Annotated in this window: 12 protein-coding genes; 5 read left to right on the top strand and 7 right to left on the bottom strand. The window is 62.0% G+C overall.

Translation table 11 applies throughout. The features are described from left to right. Nucleotides 1-137 precede the first annotated feature (137 nt). Nucleotides 138-458: an antibiotic biosynthesis monooxygenase gene (locus HX899_RS11445; RefSeq protein ID WP_181292480.1), complete on the top strand. Its 321-nt coding sequence runs from the start codon at nt 138-140 to the stop codon at nt 456-458. Between the two features lie 10 nt (nt 459-468). On the opposite strand, the gene HX899_RS11440 is transcribed toward HX899_RS11445, so the two are convergent. The 3 genes from HX899_RS11440 to HX899_RS11430 all read right to left on the bottom strand — a co-directional run bounded on the left by HX899_RS11440 (nt 469) and on the right by HX899_RS11430 (nt 3,539). Further along, nucleotides 469-1,872, bottom strand: a complete 1,404-nt coding sequence (locus tag HX899_RS11440) for an MATE family efflux transporter (RefSeq protein ID WP_130787412.1) — start codon at nt 1,870-1,872, stop codon at nt 469-471. Between the two features lie 142 nt (nt 1,873-2,014). Then, nucleotides 2,015-3,259, bottom strand: a complete 1,245-nt coding sequence (locus HX899_RS11435) for a TCR/Tet family MFS transporter (protein ID WP_138330436.1) — start codon at nt 3,257-3,259, stop codon at nt 2,015-2,017. Beyond that, entirely contained in the window at nt 3,252-3,539 is a 288-nt protein-coding gene (locus tag HX899_RS11430; RefSeq protein ID WP_181292479.1) for a hypothetical protein, read from the bottom strand. The genes HX899_RS11435 and HX899_RS11430 overlap by 8 nt, the downstream gene beginning before the upstream one ends. A 135-nt stretch (nt 3,540-3,674) precedes the next feature. Between HX899_RS11430 and HX899_RS11425 the strand changes: the two genes are divergently transcribed. Next, nucleotides 3,675-4,670, top strand: coding sequence for an aldo/keto reductase (locus HX899_RS11425; protein ID WP_181292478.1), 996 nt, complete (start codon nt 3,675-3,677; stop codon nt 4,668-4,670). Nucleotides 4,671-4,726: 56 nt separating this feature from the next. Here HX899_RS11425 and HX899_RS11420 read toward each other — a convergent pair whose 3' ends face one another. Further along, nucleotides 4,727-5,647 carry a neutral zinc metallopeptidase gene (locus HX899_RS11420; RefSeq protein ID WP_181292477.1) on the bottom strand — a complete coding sequence of 307 codons (921 nt, stop codon included), beginning with the start codon at nt 5,645-5,647 and terminating at the stop codon, nt 4,727-4,729. A gap of 77 nt (nt 5,648-5,724) precedes the next feature. Then, nucleotides 5,725-6,255, bottom strand: coding sequence for a DUF2306 domain-containing protein (locus tag HX899_RS11415; protein ID WP_181292476.1), 531 nt, complete (start codon nt 6,253-6,255; stop codon nt 5,725-5,727). A gap of 47 nt (nt 6,256-6,302) precedes the next feature. Between HX899_RS11415 and HX899_RS11410 the strand changes: the two genes are divergently transcribed. After that, on the top strand, nt 6,303-7,079 hold the full coding sequence (locus tag HX899_RS11410; RefSeq protein WP_181292475.1) for a LytTR family DNA-binding domain-containing protein: 777 nt from the start codon (nt 6,303-6,305) through the stop codon (nt 7,077-7,079). A 273-nt stretch (nt 7,080-7,352) separates the two neighbouring features. Beyond that, on the top strand, nt 7,353-10,841 hold the full coding sequence (gene carB, locus HX899_RS11405; protein ID WP_181292474.1) for a carbamoyl-phosphate synthase large subunit: 3,489 nt from the start codon (nt 7,353-7,355) through the stop codon (nt 10,839-10,841). 77 nt (nt 10,842-10,918) lie between these two features. On the opposite strand, the gene HX899_RS11400 is transcribed toward carB, so the two are convergent. Both HX899_RS11400 and HX899_RS11395 read right to left on the bottom strand, forming a co-directional pair. Continuing rightward, on the bottom strand, nt 10,919-12,373 hold the full coding sequence (locus HX899_RS11400) for a UdgX family uracil-DNA binding protein (protein ID WP_181292473.1): 1,455 nt from the start codon (nt 12,371-12,373) through the stop codon (nt 10,919-10,921). Continuing rightward, nucleotides 12,373-13,605 (bottom strand): putative DNA modification/repair radical SAM protein, encoded by a 1,233-nt coding sequence (locus HX899_RS11395; RefSeq protein ID WP_181292581.1) that lies wholly within the window; start codon nt 13,603-13,605, stop codon nt 12,373-12,375. The genes HX899_RS11400 and HX899_RS11395 overlap by 1 nt, the downstream gene beginning before the upstream one ends. A gap of 253 nt (nt 13,606-13,858) precedes the next feature. On the opposite strand from HX899_RS11395, the gene greA reads away from it, so the two are divergent. Further along, nucleotides 13,859-14,335, top strand: coding sequence for a transcription elongation factor GreA (greA, locus tag HX899_RS11390; RefSeq protein ID WP_012758398.1), 477 nt, complete (start codon nt 13,859-13,861; stop codon nt 14,333-14,335). The last annotated feature ends 19 nt before the right edge of the window (nt 14,336-14,354 follow it).

Below are 14,354 nucleotides of genomic sequence, written 5' to 3'. Positions count from 1 at the left end.
ATAATGCACACTTCTGATCAAGGCTCATCTGATCAAGGCTCACACAGGTGGGCCTTTTTCTTCGTTCGTATATTGACCTCAACTTAACTTGAGGAATTACAGAGCTACCTGCAAACATATGATGCAGGAGAGAATGGATGAACGGCGTTTTCTACAGGATCGACAAATTCGCCGTGCCGCGCCCGGCGCGCGACGAGTTCCTGATGCATATGGTGTGCACACATACCTTGCTGCAGGCGCAGGAAGGCTTCACCCGTCACTCCGTCCTGGAACAGGTCGCCGGACCCGGCGAATTCAACTTCGTGGCGATCGCCGAATGGGAAAATGCCGAGGCGTTCGAGCAGTCGCAGGCAGCGGTCGCCGCCGCGCAGGCGACGGCGAACCTTAGTCCGCAGGAAATGTTCGAACGGCTCGGCATCCGCGCCGATATCGCCGGCTACAAGCCGGTCGCAGCCTGATCAGGAGATATCAGGCGCCGGCCGTCACTCCCTCCCGGCGAAGAAGAAGGTAGAAGCGCGCGCAGAGCATGACGGCAGCCGCCGCCAGCCCGACGAGGAAGCCGAACCAGATGCCGATGCCGCCGAAACCCAGCGGGAAGGCAAAGGCCCAGGCGAGGAAGAAGCCGATCGGCCAGTAGGCGATCAACGCCATGATCATCGGCACGCGGGCGTCCTTGAGGCCACGCAGCAATCCATTGGCGATCACCTGCAGCCCGTCGACCAGCTGGAAAAGGCCGGCAACGACGATCAGCGGCCCGGCATAGGCAAGCACCTCGGGCGCCTCGGGCGAGTTGACGTCGAGGAACCAGCTGCCGAGGAATTGCGGCATGGAGGCAAAGAGCACGCTGCCCACCGCCGAAATGGCGCAGGCGAGGACGAGCACGGTGATCGAAGCGCGCACCAGCCCCTGATAATCGCCCTGCCCGTGGGCGACACCGACGCGCACCGTTGCCGCCTGGCTGAGGCCGAGCGGAATCATGAAGGCGATCGAGGCCCATTGCAGGGCAATGCCATGAGCCGCAAGCTCGATGGTGCCGATATAGCCCATCAGCAGCGAAGCCACCGTGAACAGGCTGACCTCGGCAAGGATGGTGACGCTGATCGGGAAACCGAGCCGGATGACCTCCAGCAGCGCGTGCCAGTCGGGTTTCCAGAACCGCACGAAGATCTCGTAGCGCCGCGTCTCTTCCCGCCGCTGCACGAAAGCCAGGATGAAGAGGAAGCCGGCCGTCTGCACGGCGACCGAAACGATCGCCGCGCCCTCGAGCCCCATCGCCGGAAAGCCGAAATGGCCGAGCACGAGGATATAGGCAAAGATCGCGTTCATCACCAACGTGGCGATGGTGACGTTGAGGATGATGCCCGCCTTGCCGATGGCGCTGACGAGCGAGCGCATGACGTTGAAGAGCAGCGCCGGCAGCACGCCGAACTGACCGATCATGATGTAGCCGTGTGCGAGCTTGGCCACCTCGGGCTTCTGCTGCGCAAAAAGCAGGATCTGTTCCGCATTGAAGAAGGCCGGTTGCATGATGATCCAGAATCCGATCACCACCCAGAGACCCATGCGCAGCGATCGGCGCACCGAGACGACGTCGCCGCGGCCATAGGCCTGCGCCACCAGCGGAATGACGGCGATCGCAAAGCCCGAACCGAAGATCAGGATCGTGAAAAGGAACTGGGCCGACAGCACCATCGCCGCCAGCTGCTCGGCGCCGAGACGTCCGATGATCATCACATCGGTGGTGTGGATGCCGAGCTGAGCGAGCTGGGCGCCGATCAGCGGAATGCCGAGCGCCAGCGTGGCACGGAAATGTGCGCTCCAACGATTATCTTTTGTCGGCGCAAGCCTGCGCGCGTCGATCGGCGTGTCCATGACACCAGTCCTGTGATTGAAATATGCGTCGCCGCAGCTTGCGGCGAAATATAATCCGGGCTTAGATCAAAGCCCTGCAAAGAACTACCCCAAATGAGGCAGATGATGAAAAATTCATCATCGCATCAGCGTTTCTGATCGATCAACCAGCCGCTTCCAGCGCCTCGGCCGGCTCGCGGACCCGGACCCGCAGGAGGAACACGCCGGCGGCCACCAGGATGAACAGGGCGGCGGCAAGATAGGGCGCGCCGGCAAAAGTGACCGGCGCCTCGGGCCGCGTGAAGTAACCGAACATCTGCGTGAAGATCAGCGGTCCGGCGATGGTGGTGACGCTGCTGAGGCTGGTAAGCGCGCCCTGCAGCTCACCCTGCGCCGAAGGCGGCACCATGCCGGCGGCGATGCTGCGCAGCGGCGGATCGGCGACGTTTTCCATGACAGTCGCAACGATGATGACATAGACGACCCAGCCCTCCCAGGCGAAGGCATAGCCGGTGAGACCGACGGCCGAGAAGCACAGGCCGAGAAGAGCGGTCTTCCACTCGCCGAGCACCGGCACGATCCGCGGCAGAACCAGCCCCATGACGATCACGGCGCCGATGCCGTAAATGCCGAGCGACAGGCCGATCTGTCCCTCGCTCCAGCCGTAGCGATAGGTCGAGACGAACGACCAGACTGAGGGATAGACGGCATGCGCCAGGAAGAACAGGAACATGACGAGGCTGACCCAGCCGATGCCGGGATAATGGCGCATCTGGCGCAACGCGCCGAGTGGATTGGCGCGTTTCCACTCGAACCGGCGGCGGTTCTTCGCCTCCAGCGTCTCGGGCAAAAGGAAACAGGCGGCGATGAAATTCAGAAGCGACAGCGCAGCCGCGCCGAGGAACGGCACACGCGGGCCGAATTCGCCGAGGACACCGCCAACGACGGGGCCGATGGTGAAGCCGACGCCGAAGGCGATGCCGATCAGCCCGAAATTTTTCGCCCGGTTCTCCTCCGTGCTGATATCGGCGATATAGGCCGAGCAGGTGGCGAAACTGCCGCCACTGATACCAGCAAGCACGCGGCCGACGAACAGCATCCAGAAGCTGGTGGCGATGCCGCAGATAAAATTGTCGATCGCGAAGGTCAGCACCGAAAGCAAAAGGATCGGCCGGCGGCCGAAACGGTCGGACAGGTTTCCGAGCAGCGGCGCGAATAGGAATTGCATGCCGGCATAGACCAGCATCAGCCAGCCGCCGTCGATCGCCGCATCGCTGACGCTGCCGCCGGTCAGTTGCTCCAGATAGGCGGGCAGCACCGGCATGATGATGGCGATGCCGATAATGTCGAGGAAGAGGATGATGAAGACCAGGAAAAGGCCGCGACGAACGAATTTCGGGTCAAGCATGAGGCATCTCTACAGCGGTTGGTTCTGAAAAGACGATCTCGTCGCCGAGAAAGTGACATAGCTCAGAAAAGAAACCGAAACAATCCGTGAACATTTCAAAGTTTTTGATAATGCGCAACGGGAAATTTATGAGAGGCCTCAACCGGTGGGCGCGCGCCGTAGTCCCAGTTTCAGAAAATCGCCAGCCGCCCAGCGGATCGCCGGGCAATGCGTTCCCTTGCAATCGCCGCGACGGCATCCAGATCACCAGAGAAGACCGGTTCAACAGAAGACCGGTCATTGTGCATTTCCCCGCACAGCCTGTTCGATGTCGTCCGATTATCGCCCGAATGCGAAAGCGGTAAAACGGCGTCCGGCAACGCCGCCCGGCGCGGATGCTCGATCGCACCGCGCGGAGCAGAAATAGGAGAAAACTATGCAGACCTATCGTTTGGGAAAGACCGGACCCGATGTCTCGGCCATCGGCCTCGGCTGCATGGGCATGTCGGGCATGTACGGCCCCTCCGATCGCGCAGAAAGCATCGCAACGATCCATGCCGCGCTCGATGCCGGCATCAACCTGCTCGACACCGGCGATTTCTACGGCATGGGCCATAACGAAATGCTGATCGGCGAGGCATTGAAGGGTCGCAGGCGCGAAGACGCCGTCATCAGCGTCAAGTTCGGCGGCCTGCGCGATCCCGTCGGCGGCTGGAGCGGCATCGACGCCCGCCCGGTCGCGGTGAAGAACTTCCTCAGCTATACGCTGCAGCGCCTCGGCGTCGACTATATCGACATCTACCGTCCTGCCCGCCTCGATCCGAACGTGCCGATCGAGGACACGGTCGGCGCCATCGCCGACATGGTCAAGGCGGGTTATGTCAAGCATATCGGCCTGTCGGAAGTCGGCGCCGACACGATCCGCCGCGCCGCCACTGTGGCCCCGATCGTCGACTTGCAGATCGAATATTCGCTGATCTCGCGCGGCATCGAGGAGAAGATCCTGCCGACGACACGCGAACTCGGCATCTCGATCACCGCCTACGGTGTGCTCTCGCGCGGCCTGATCAGCGGCCATTGGCAGAAGGGCCAGGGCGGAACGGCCGGCGATTTCCGCGCCTACAGCCCGCGCTTCCAGGAAGGCAATATCGATCAGAACCTCGCTCTGGTGGAGAAGCTGCGCGAGATTGCCAAGTCAAAGAGCGTCTCGGTCGCCCAGATCGCCATCGCCTGGGTCGCCGCCAAAGGCAAGGACATCGTCCCGATCATCGGCGCTCGCCGCCGCGACCGGCTGACCGAGGCGCTCGGCTCACGCGCAGTCGATCTGTCGCCAGAAGACTTCGCCGTCATCGAACGCGCCGTGCCGAAAGACGCGGCGGCGGGTGGGCGTTATCCCGAGCATATGCTGCAGCATATGGACAGCGAGAAGTAAGCAAGGAGTGGAAGGGGCTGCGATGTGCTTCGTGCCATGCGCCCCTTCATCTCTCTTCAAACCGGTCCTGAGAAGGTATCGCAGGCCGACAGCTGGCCGCTGTCGAAGCCGCGCTTGAACCATTTGACCCGCTGCTCCGAGGTACCGTGGTTGAAGCTTTCCGGCACGACGTAACCCTGTGACCGCTTCTGCAGCGAATCGTCGCCGATCTGCTGGGCTGCGTTCAGCGCTTCCTCCAGATCGCCTGACTCGAGCAGGCCCTTCTGCTGGGTATATTTGCCCCAGATGCCCGCAAAGCAATCGGCCTGCAGCTCGACGCGCACCGACATCTTGTTGGCGTCGGCTTCGCTCATGCGCTGGCGGGCCTGGTTGAACTTCGGCAGGATGCCGAGCAGGTTCTGCACGTGATGACCGACCTCATGGGCAACGACATAGGCCTCGGCGAAATCGCCCGACGCGCCAAAGCGGTCGGAAAGCTCCTGGAAGAATTCGGTATCGAGATAGAGCTTGTGGTCACCGGGGCAGTAGAAAGGACCTGTTGCAGATGATGCGGAGCCGCAGGCCGATGCCGTCGAGCCCGAGAACAGCACGAGGCGCGGCTCCTCGTAATTTTGGCCCTGCGCCTGGAAGATGCCCTGCCAGGTATCCTCGGTCTCGGCAAGAACGGTGCGCATGAATGCAGTCATCTCGTCATTGGCGGGTGTGCGTGTTCCGCCGGACTGGCTCTGCTCGTAGCCCGGGCCACTCGTCGTGCCGCCGGTGTCGAGCACCTGCAGCAGATCGATGCCCATCATCTTGAAGATGAAATAGATGACGACGAGGAAGATGATCGTGCCGATGCTGAGGCCGCCGCCGGCGCGGCGAACGCCGCCGCCGGAAGGAAAGTTGAAGCCACCGCCGCGGCCGAAACCGCCGCCGGTCGGACCGCCACGGCGATCCTCGATATTGTCGGACTGACGCCGGCCTCTCCATTCCATCTTCGCTCTCCCCGGCAATGCCTGTGCTTGCACTCAAGGAATCTATATATCCGTCGGCGGCCGGAATTCCAGCGACTTCATCGAGCAATCAGGCGCCCGCGTCGGCGACGCAGCACGATTGCGATCAGGATCGAGCCGATCACCGCCGCAGCAAGGACAGCCGGCCATTCCGCGCCGGTGAAGATGACCGCATGCATGATCCGGCCAGGCACGAAAGTGAACAGGCCGGCAAGGACGATGCCGCCGAAATAAAGGCCGGCGACGATGCGCTTATGCAGACGGATATCGCCGCGACGAGCCGCAGCGATCGCATTCCAGCTGCCGAACAATGTTGCGATCGACAAAAGATGGATCGGGCTGAACCCGTAGAAGAGATCGAGCTCATGAATGAAGAAACTCGATATCGCCGTCACGACCATCAGCACCATCCAGATCCTGCCGAGCAGCCGGTGCAGCGACGTGCCCTTGGGGCGCAGCAGGATATAGGCGCCGAGAAGTGCCGCCGGCGTAACAGCAGTGACATGGATCTGAACGGCGAGCGGGGCGCCGAGGAGCGGTTCGAGGGTCATCGGCGACATCCGGTTGAATTCGGTCCTTCTTTCCGCCAAGACTTCATCCGCCTCAATCCGAACCGCGCGAACGGCAGGAAAACTTCGTGATTCACCTCTTCTTGCAATCCACGCTTCGCGAATTGCAGGTCTTTCTCCATTCCTGGCGCTTCTGGGGAACCTTTGCCGCGATCGTCCTGCTCTTTGCCGTCACCGGTCCCTACGGCACGATGGAAAGCATGGCCTTCGGCGAACGCCTCGCCTACTGGCTGACGCTGCATGCCGTTGCCTGGACGATCGCCATTCTCTGCGCAGTCACGGCCGAAAGACTGCTTCGCGGAACGATCGCCTCGATGTTCGCCCGCATGATGGCGGGCTCGCTCATAGCCGCCCTGCCGATCGGTTTTACCGTCGGCCTCGTCGACCATGTCTTCACCGGCGAAGCGAACACGCTTGAAAGCGGCCTGCAGCGCGCGCTTTTTGCGGTGCCGCTCTGCGCCCTCTTCTGCCTTTTGACCTACATGGCGATGAGCCAGAAAATCGCCGAAGCCGCAGCACCTCAGGAAACCAGCCCCGCAACCTCTATCCTCGACCGGCTGAAGCCTGAGAATCGCGGCGCGCTGCTGCGCCTTTCCGTCCAGGACCACTATACCGAGGTGGTGACCAGCCGCGGGCGCGAACTGGTGCTCTTGCGTTTCGCCGACGCGCTGAAGGAAACCGCCGCGACGCCAGGTCTTCGCGTCCATCGCTCGCACTGGGTGGCCGACGCCCATGTCGAAAGCCTGAAACGCGACAATGGCAGGCTGCTGATCCTCACCCGTGACGGCACGGAAATCCCGGTCAGCCGCAGCTATGCCGAGGATGTGCGCCACCGCTTCACGTAAAGAAGACGCGCGGCGCTGTAGGTGCTTGACGGGACTCCCGCTTTCGCTCTTCCTGAAGCAGCGCGGCGAAATTCGGGTGCTCGTCGTGCCTGGCGAGAAATAGCCCTTCGCGCCGTGTTGGATTCCTGTCGATTCCGCGATTTATGGGGTTCCGTTTGCAAATACATTTGCCTATAAGCCGCTTCTAGCCTGAAAAGACCCAGCATGCGCGACCCGACCCGGTGATTTCCCACCCTGGCCGGCTTTCTGCGCAGCCAGAAAACGGAAGCACTCATGCCGAAGCGCCAAGACATCAAATCGATCCTCATCATCGGCGCGGGACCGATCGTCATCGGCCAGGCTTGCGAGTTCGACTATTCCGGCACCCAGGCCTGCAAGGCGCTGAAGGAGGAAGGCTACCGCGTCATCCTCGTCAACTCCAACCCGGCGACGATCATGACCGATCCGGGCCTTGCCGACGCCACCTATGTCGAGCCGATTACCCCCGAAGTCGTCGCCAAGATCATCGCCAAGGAGCGCCCGGATGCGCTGCTGCCGACCATGGGCGGCCAGACGGCGCTGAACACCGCGCTTTCGCTGAAGCGCATGGGCGTGCTCGACCGCTACAATGTCGAGATGATCGGCGCCAAGCCCGCCGCCATCGACATGGCCGAAGACCGCGCGCTGTTTCGCGAGGCGATGGCCCGTATTGGGCTGGAAACGCCGCGCTCGATGCTGGCGAACGCCACCGACATCAAGGACCTCGACCGCAAGACGCACGAGGCCGAGCGCGTCAAGCTGCGTGAAAGCCTCTCGGGATCCGATCTCGACAAAGCGCTGGACGAGCTGGAAAACCAGTGGAACCTCGGCGAGAGCGACCGCAAGCAGCGTTACATGAGCCATGCCATGGCGATTGCCGCCCAGGCGATCGACCATGTCGGCCTTCCCGCGATTATCCGTCCCTCCTTCACGCTCGGCGGCACCGGCGGCGGCATCGCCTACAACCGCTCGGAATTCTTCGAGATCGTCGGCGGCGGCCTCGACGCCTCGCCGACCACCGAAGTACTGGTCGAGGAATCGGTGCTCGGCTGGAAGGAATATGAAATGGAGGTCGTCCGCGACAAGGCGGACAACTGCATTATCATCTGCTCGATCGAGAACATTGATCCGATGGGCGTCCATACCGGCGATTCGATCACCGTCGCGCCGGCGCTGACGCTGACGGACAAGGAATACCAGATCATGCGCAACGCCTCGATCGCGGTGCTGCGCGAGATCGGGGTAGAGACCGGCGGTTCGAACGTCCAGTTCGCCGTCAATCCGAAAGACGGCCGTCTCGTCGTCATCGAAATGAACCCGCGCGTGTCGCGCTCGTCGGCGCTCGCCTCCAAGGCCACCGGCTTCCCGATCGCCAAGATCGCCGCCAAGCTCGCGATCGGCTATACGCTCGACGAACTGGATAACGATATCACCGGCGGCGCAACGCCCGCCTCCTTCGAACCGTCGATTGACTACGTCGTCACCAAGATCCCGCGTTTCGCCTTCGAGAAATTCCCCGGCGCCTCGCCTGTTCTGACCACCGCTATGAAATCGGTCGGTGAAGTCATGGCGATCGGCCGCACCTTCGCCGAATCGCTGCAGAAGGCGCTGCGTGGCTTGGAAACCGGCCTGACCGGCCTCGACGAGATCGAGATCCCCGGCTTTGAAGAGGGCGAATCCAGCCAGAACGCTATCCGCGCCGCAATCGGCACACCGACGCCCGATCGCCTGCGCATGGTCGCCCAGGCGCTACGCCAGGGCATGAGCGAAGCCGAAGTCCACGAAGGCTGCAAGATCGATCCCTGGTTCATCGCCGAATTGAAGGCGATCGTCGAGATGGAGACTCGCATCCGCGAGCACGGCCTGCCGCAGGATGCCACAAACCTGCGCATGCTGAAGGCCATGGGCTTCTCCGACGCGCGTCTGGCGACGCTGACCGGCAAGCGCCCGAAGGAAGTCGCCGAATTCCGCAACAGCCTGAATGTCCGCCCTGTCTTCAAGCGCATCGATACCTGTGCGGCCGAGTTCGCCTCGCCGACCGCCTATATGTATTCGACTTATGAGACGCCTTTTGTCGGCGCCGCCCGCTCCGAGGCTGAGGTCTCCGACCGCAAGAAGGTCGTCATCCTCGGCGGCGGCCCGAACCGCATCGGCCAAGGCATCGAGTTCGACTATTGCTGCTGCCACGCCGCCTTCGCGCTGAAGGATGCGGGTTATGAAGCGATCATGATCAACTGCAACCCGGAAACCGTCTCGACCGATTACGACACGTCGGACCGCCTCTATTTCGAGCCGCTGACGGCCGAGGACGTGATCGAGATTCTGCGGGCAGAACAGGAAAAGGGCGAAGTCGTCGGCGTCATCGTCCAGTTCGGCGGCCAGACGCCGCTGAAGCTTGCCGAGGCGCTGGAAAAGAACGGCATCCCGATCCTCGGCACCGCGCCCGATATGATCGACCTTGCCGAGGACCGCGACCGCTTCCAGAAGCTCCTGATGAAGCTCGACCTCAACCAGCCGAACAACGGCATTGCTTATTCGGTCGAGCAGGCCCGCATGGTCGCCACCGAAATCGGCTTCCCGCTGGTCGTGCGTCCCTCTTACGTGCTTGGCGGCCGCGCCATGCAGATCCTGCATTCGGAAGGCCAGTTGCAGAGCTACCTGCTCGATACCGTGCCTGAACTGGTGCCTGAGGATATCAAGCAGCGCTATCCCAACGACAAGACCGGCCAGATCAACACTCTGCTCGGCAAGAACCCGCTGCTCTTCGACAGCTATCTCAGCCACGCCATCGAAGTCGACGTCGACTGCCTCTCGGACGGCACCGACGTCTATGTCGCCGGCATCATGGAGCATATCGAGGAAGCCGGCATCCATTCCGGCGATAGCGCCTGCTCGCTGCCGCCGCGCACGCTCTCCAACGAGATGCTCGACGAGCTGGAGCGCCAGGCCAAGGCGATGGCCAAGGCCCTCAATGTCGGCGGCCTGATGAACGTCCAGTTCGCCATCAAGGACGGCACCGTCTACGTTCTCGAAGTCAATCCGCGCGCCTCGCGAACCGTGCCCTTCGTCGCCAAGACCATCGGCGCGCCGATCGCCAAGATCGCCGCCCGCGTCATGGCCGGCGAAAAACTCGATGCGACCTTCGCCGCCTACGGCGAAAAGCCCGATCCGCGCAAGCTGAAGCACATCGCTGTCAAGGAAGCCGTCTTCCCCTTCGCCCGTTTCCCCGGCGTCGACACGCTGCTCGGCCCGGAAATGCGCTCGACCGGTGAAGTCATCGGCCTCGATACCGATTTTGCACTGGCCTTCGCCAAGTCGCAACTCGGCGCCGGCGTCGAGCTGCCGCGTGACGGCACGGTCTTCGTCTCCGTCCGCGACGCCGACAAGCCGCGCGTGCTGCCGGCGATCAGCATCCTCGTCGAACAGGGCTTCAAAGTGCTGGCGACCGGCGGCACCGCCCGCTTCCTCGCCGAAAACGGTATCACCGCCACCAAGATCAACAAGGTGCTGGAAGGCCGTCCGCACATCGAGGACGCGATCCGCAACCGCCAGGTCCAGCTCGTCATCAACACCACCGATGGCAACAAGGCGATCTCCGACTCCAAGTCGCTGCGCCGTGCGACGCTGATGCAGAAGGTGCCCTATTACACGACGATGGCAGGCGCCGAAGCCGCCGCCCAGGCAATCAAGGCGCTGAAGGCCGGCAATCTGGAAGTGCGGCCGCTGCAGAGCTATTTCGCCTGAGATACGGAACGCCATCGCTCGATGAGCGATGGCGCCAGCCTTGGCATTGGGGCACCACCGGAGGCTTCTGAATCAGTTTATGCAGCGGCCACCATAAGGCGCTGAACCATCAGCATATCTTCGCGAAATCGTGCCAGTTCCTCCGCTCTCAGCCGCTCATCGGGAATACGCAGCAGATAGGATGGATGCACCGTCACGAAGAGCGTTCGCTCCTCATCGATCGCGATCGCTTTCCCCCTGACATCCTGAAGCCGCTGTTTCGTATCGGTCAGCGCCGCGAGCGCCGTCGCCCCCATCGCAACGATGAGCTTCGGCTTGATCAGTGCCATCTCCAGATTGAGCCACCAGCGGCAATGCTTCACCTCGCCCATATTGGGCTTCTGATGGATGCGACGCTTGCCGCGCGGCTCATATTTGAAATGCTTGACGGCATTGGTGACGTAAAGCGTTGAGCGATCAATGCCCGCTTCAGTGATCACCTGATCCAGCAGCCTGCCGGCCGGACCGACGAAGGGGCGCCCGGCAATATCCTCCTGGTCGCCCGGCTGCTCGCCAACGAACATCACCTCGGCATCGCGTGGCCCCTCCCCGAATACGGTTTGCGTGGCCTTCGCATGAAGCGGACAGCGGGTGCAGGCGGCAGCTTCCGCGCGCAGTGCTTCCAGCGTGCCCGCCGGCGCTTCGGGCTCGGCCGGAATGCTGCGCGCGGCTTCCTGCAGGCGATCGTGAAAGGGCAGCGACTGGGTCGCCTCCCGTGCAGCCATGGCCCGCACCTGGCTCTCCGCCGATGCGATCAGCCCAGGGATGAGATCGGCTTCCGGCAGGTTCTTCCAGTATTTTTTCGGCATCTCCGCCTGCATCGCCTTCAGCTTCAACCGCGCCGGATTGAAAATGCTGGCGTAGTAGGTGCGCCAAAGTTCGTCGGTAGCATCGGTGAGATTGGGTTTTTCGCACGGCGCGTCGCTCATCGTCAGCCGCTCGCCGTCCCAGGCGGCCGATCCCTTGGGCGTCGCGATCAGCCAGTCCATGTCGGTGAAGCGCCGTTGAAAGAAGGGCGCTGTGCGCCTGACGATATGGTGATCCGGCTCGAACCAGGCGAGGAATTTTCGACGGCCCACCGACACCGCACCAACCTCCTTGAAGCGAACGAAGGCCGTCATCTTGTGCGCGTCGCGCCGAACGTTTTTCGCCATCAGCCCGGCACGGGCGACGTCCTCGTCGGAAGCCACTTCAAGCAGTTGGCGGTCCAGTTGCAGCCGCCAGAGCAGACGGTAAAGCAGGGAAAAACGCGCCGCGTCGGAATGGCAGAGAACTGTCTCCGCGAGATCGATGAAGGCGGGCGGCACCGTCATCGGCTTGCGTGCCATGATAGGCGCCGGCGGCATGGCGTCGCATTGAAACGCAAGGTCCGCCTCCTCGCTTTTTTCGCGCCAATCGATCTCTTCCGGCAGGATGCCGGCGACCGCGAAAGCGCGCGCGGCGTCACGCCATTCGGCAAGCTCCCCGCGTCCTGCAAGCACGACCCGGCGCATCACAACAACGACAATTGTTCGGGTTGCGGTTCGAACATGGCGCGAAGGTCGGGGCGCTCGATCAATCGGCGCGGCGACCAGCCTTCCGCCGAGATGAAAGACTGAACCTTCTTGATCGAAATGCCGAGCCGCTGGAGATCATCGAGCCGCAACCGGCGAAAACGCCGCGCCGAAACGATCGCTTTGACGGTCTTGGTGCCGAGACCGGGCACGCGCAGCAACCGCTCACGCTCGGCCTTGTTAATATCGACGGGAAATTCGGCCCGATTGGCGAGCGCCCAGGCAAGCTTGGGGTCGAGGCTGAGATCGAGCATGCCGCCCGCCTGGTTTGCGGTGATCTCGTCGATGCCGAAACCGTAGAATCGATAGAGCCAGTCGGCCTGATAGAGCCGGTGCTCGCGCATCAGCGGCGGCTTGATCAGCGGCAGGTTTTTCGACGAGTCCGGAATCGGGCTGAAGGCGGAATAATAGACGCGCTTCAGCCCGTAGCTGCTGTAAAGCCGGCCGCTGGTCGCAAGGATGGTCGCATCGTTCGCGCCATCGGCGCCGACGATCATCTGTGTGCTCTGGCCGGCCGGCACGAAACGCTGACGCTTCTTCGTCTGCAGCGTCGGTTCGCCGGCGGCCTCAATCTTCAGCCGCAGATCCCCCATCGATCGCCGGATATTGGCAGGCTTCTTTTCCGGCGCAAAGCGGGTGATGCCGTTATCCGTCGGCAACTCGATATTGAGCGACAGCCTGTCGGCATGAAGCCCCGCCTCCTCGATCAGACGCGGCGACGCCTCGGGGATCGATTTCAGATGGATATAGCCGCGGAAATTATGGGTCACACGCAGTTCGCGGACGATGCGGACCATCTCTTCCATCGTGTAATCGGACGAACGAATGATGCCGGAGGAAAGGAACAGGCCTTCGATATAGTTGCGGCGGTAGAATTCCAGCGTCAGCCAGATGACCTCTTCGGGCGTGAAGCGCGCCCGTTCGACATTGCTCGACGAGCGATTGACGCAATAGGCGCAGTCGTAGATGCAGAAATTGGTCAGCAGTATTTTCAGAAGCGAAATGCACCGCCCGTCCGGAGCATAGGCATGACAGATACCGGATCCCTCGGTCGAACCGAGCCCGCCACTAGCCCGAGAATCACGCTTCACCGTTCCACTGGAAGCACAGGAAGCATCATATTTCGCGGCATCGGAAAGGATGGCCAAGCGTTCTGTTAGCGACTTCTTCATTAGTATGTTCACTATATGTTCCGGCATGCAGAGTCAATCGGGACGATCCGATTTCTGCCCATTTTCAAGTCGCACCACCTGATATCGGGGCGGGCCGCGTTTCTTTTATGCGAATTTTCTGGAAATCGGCCTTGGCGATCTGCTATAAGCGTCCGACTAAGATTGTGGCACGGTTCCGAAGCTCCCCTTCGGGACCTGTTTTCTTTTGTGTTCGCCGCTAATTGTGCGGATACGAGGATTGAAGGACAGAAAAATGGTTGAAAAGGTACCGATGACACCGGGCGGTTTCGTCAAGCTGCAGGAAGAGCTGCGCTGGCGTCAGCAGGAGGAGCGCCCTCGAATCATCGAGGCGATCGCCGAAGCCCGTGCCCATGGCGACCTTTCCGAAAACGCCGAATACCACGCCGCCAAGGAAGCCCAGAGTCACAACGAAGGCCGCATCAGCGAGCTGGAAGACCTGACAGCGCGCGCCGAGGTCATCGACCTCACCAAGATGTCGGGCGACAAGATCAAGTTCGGCGCCAAGGTGAAACTCATCGACGAGGACACCGATGAAGAAAAGACCTACCAGATCGTCGGCGACCAGGAAGCCGACGTCAAGGCCGGCCGCATCTCCATCTCCTCGCCGATCGCCCGTGCTCTGATCGGCAAGGAAGTCGGAGATTCCATCGAGGTCAATGCGCCGGGCGGCTCCAAGGCCTACGAAATCCTCCAGGTTTCCTGGGGCTGATCGCCCGCCAGCCGCGAGA

The organism is Rhizobium sp. WYCCWR 11146, from assembly GCF_013591995.1.
Taxonomy (GTDB): Bacteria; Pseudomonadota; Alphaproteobacteria; order Rhizobiales; family Rhizobiaceae; genus Rhizobium; species Rhizobium indicum.
This window is presented reverse-complemented; position numbering and strand designations above follow the sequence as displayed.

What these genes read in the sequence shown, in the direction of transcription:
- HX899_RS11445 (WP_181292480.1), top strand. Translation starts at nt 138, where the DNA reads ATGAACGGCGTTTTCTACAGGATCGACAAATTCGCCGTGCCGCGCCCG.
- HX899_RS11440 (WP_130787412.1), bottom strand. Translation starts at nt 1,872, where the DNA reads ATGGACACGCCGATCGACGCGCGCAGGCTTGCGCCGACAAAAGATAAT.
- HX899_RS11435 (WP_138330436.1), bottom strand. Translation starts at nt 3,259, where the DNA reads ATGCTTGACCCGAAATTCGTTCGTCGCGGCCTTTTCCTGGTCTTCATC.
- HX899_RS11430 (WP_181292479.1), bottom strand. Translation starts at nt 3,539, where the DNA reads ATGACCGGTCTTCTGTTGAACCGGTCTTCTCTGGTGATCTGGATGCCG.
- HX899_RS11425 (WP_181292478.1), top strand. Translation starts at nt 3,675, where the DNA reads ATGCAGACCTATCGTTTGGGAAAGACCGGACCCGATGTCTCGGCCATC.
- HX899_RS11420 (WP_181292477.1), bottom strand. Translation starts at nt 5,647, where the DNA reads ATGGAATGGAGAGGCCGGCGTCAGTCCGACAATATCGAGGATCGCCGT.
- carB (WP_181292474.1), top strand. Translation starts at nt 7,353, where the DNA reads ATGCCGAAGCGCCAAGACATCAAATCGATCCTCATCATCGGCGCGGGA.
- HX899_RS11400 (WP_181292473.1), bottom strand. Translation starts at nt 12,373, where the DNA reads ATGCGCCGGGTCGTGCTTGCAGGACGCGGGGAGCTTGCCGAATGGCGT.
- HX899_RS11395 (WP_181292581.1), bottom strand. Translation starts at nt 13,605, where the DNA reads ATGAAGAAGTCGCTAACAGAACGCTTGGCCATCCTTTCCGATGCCGCG.
- greA (WP_012758398.1), top strand. Translation starts at nt 13,859, where the DNA reads ATGGTTGAAAAGGTACCGATGACACCGGGCGGTTTCGTCAAGCTGCAG.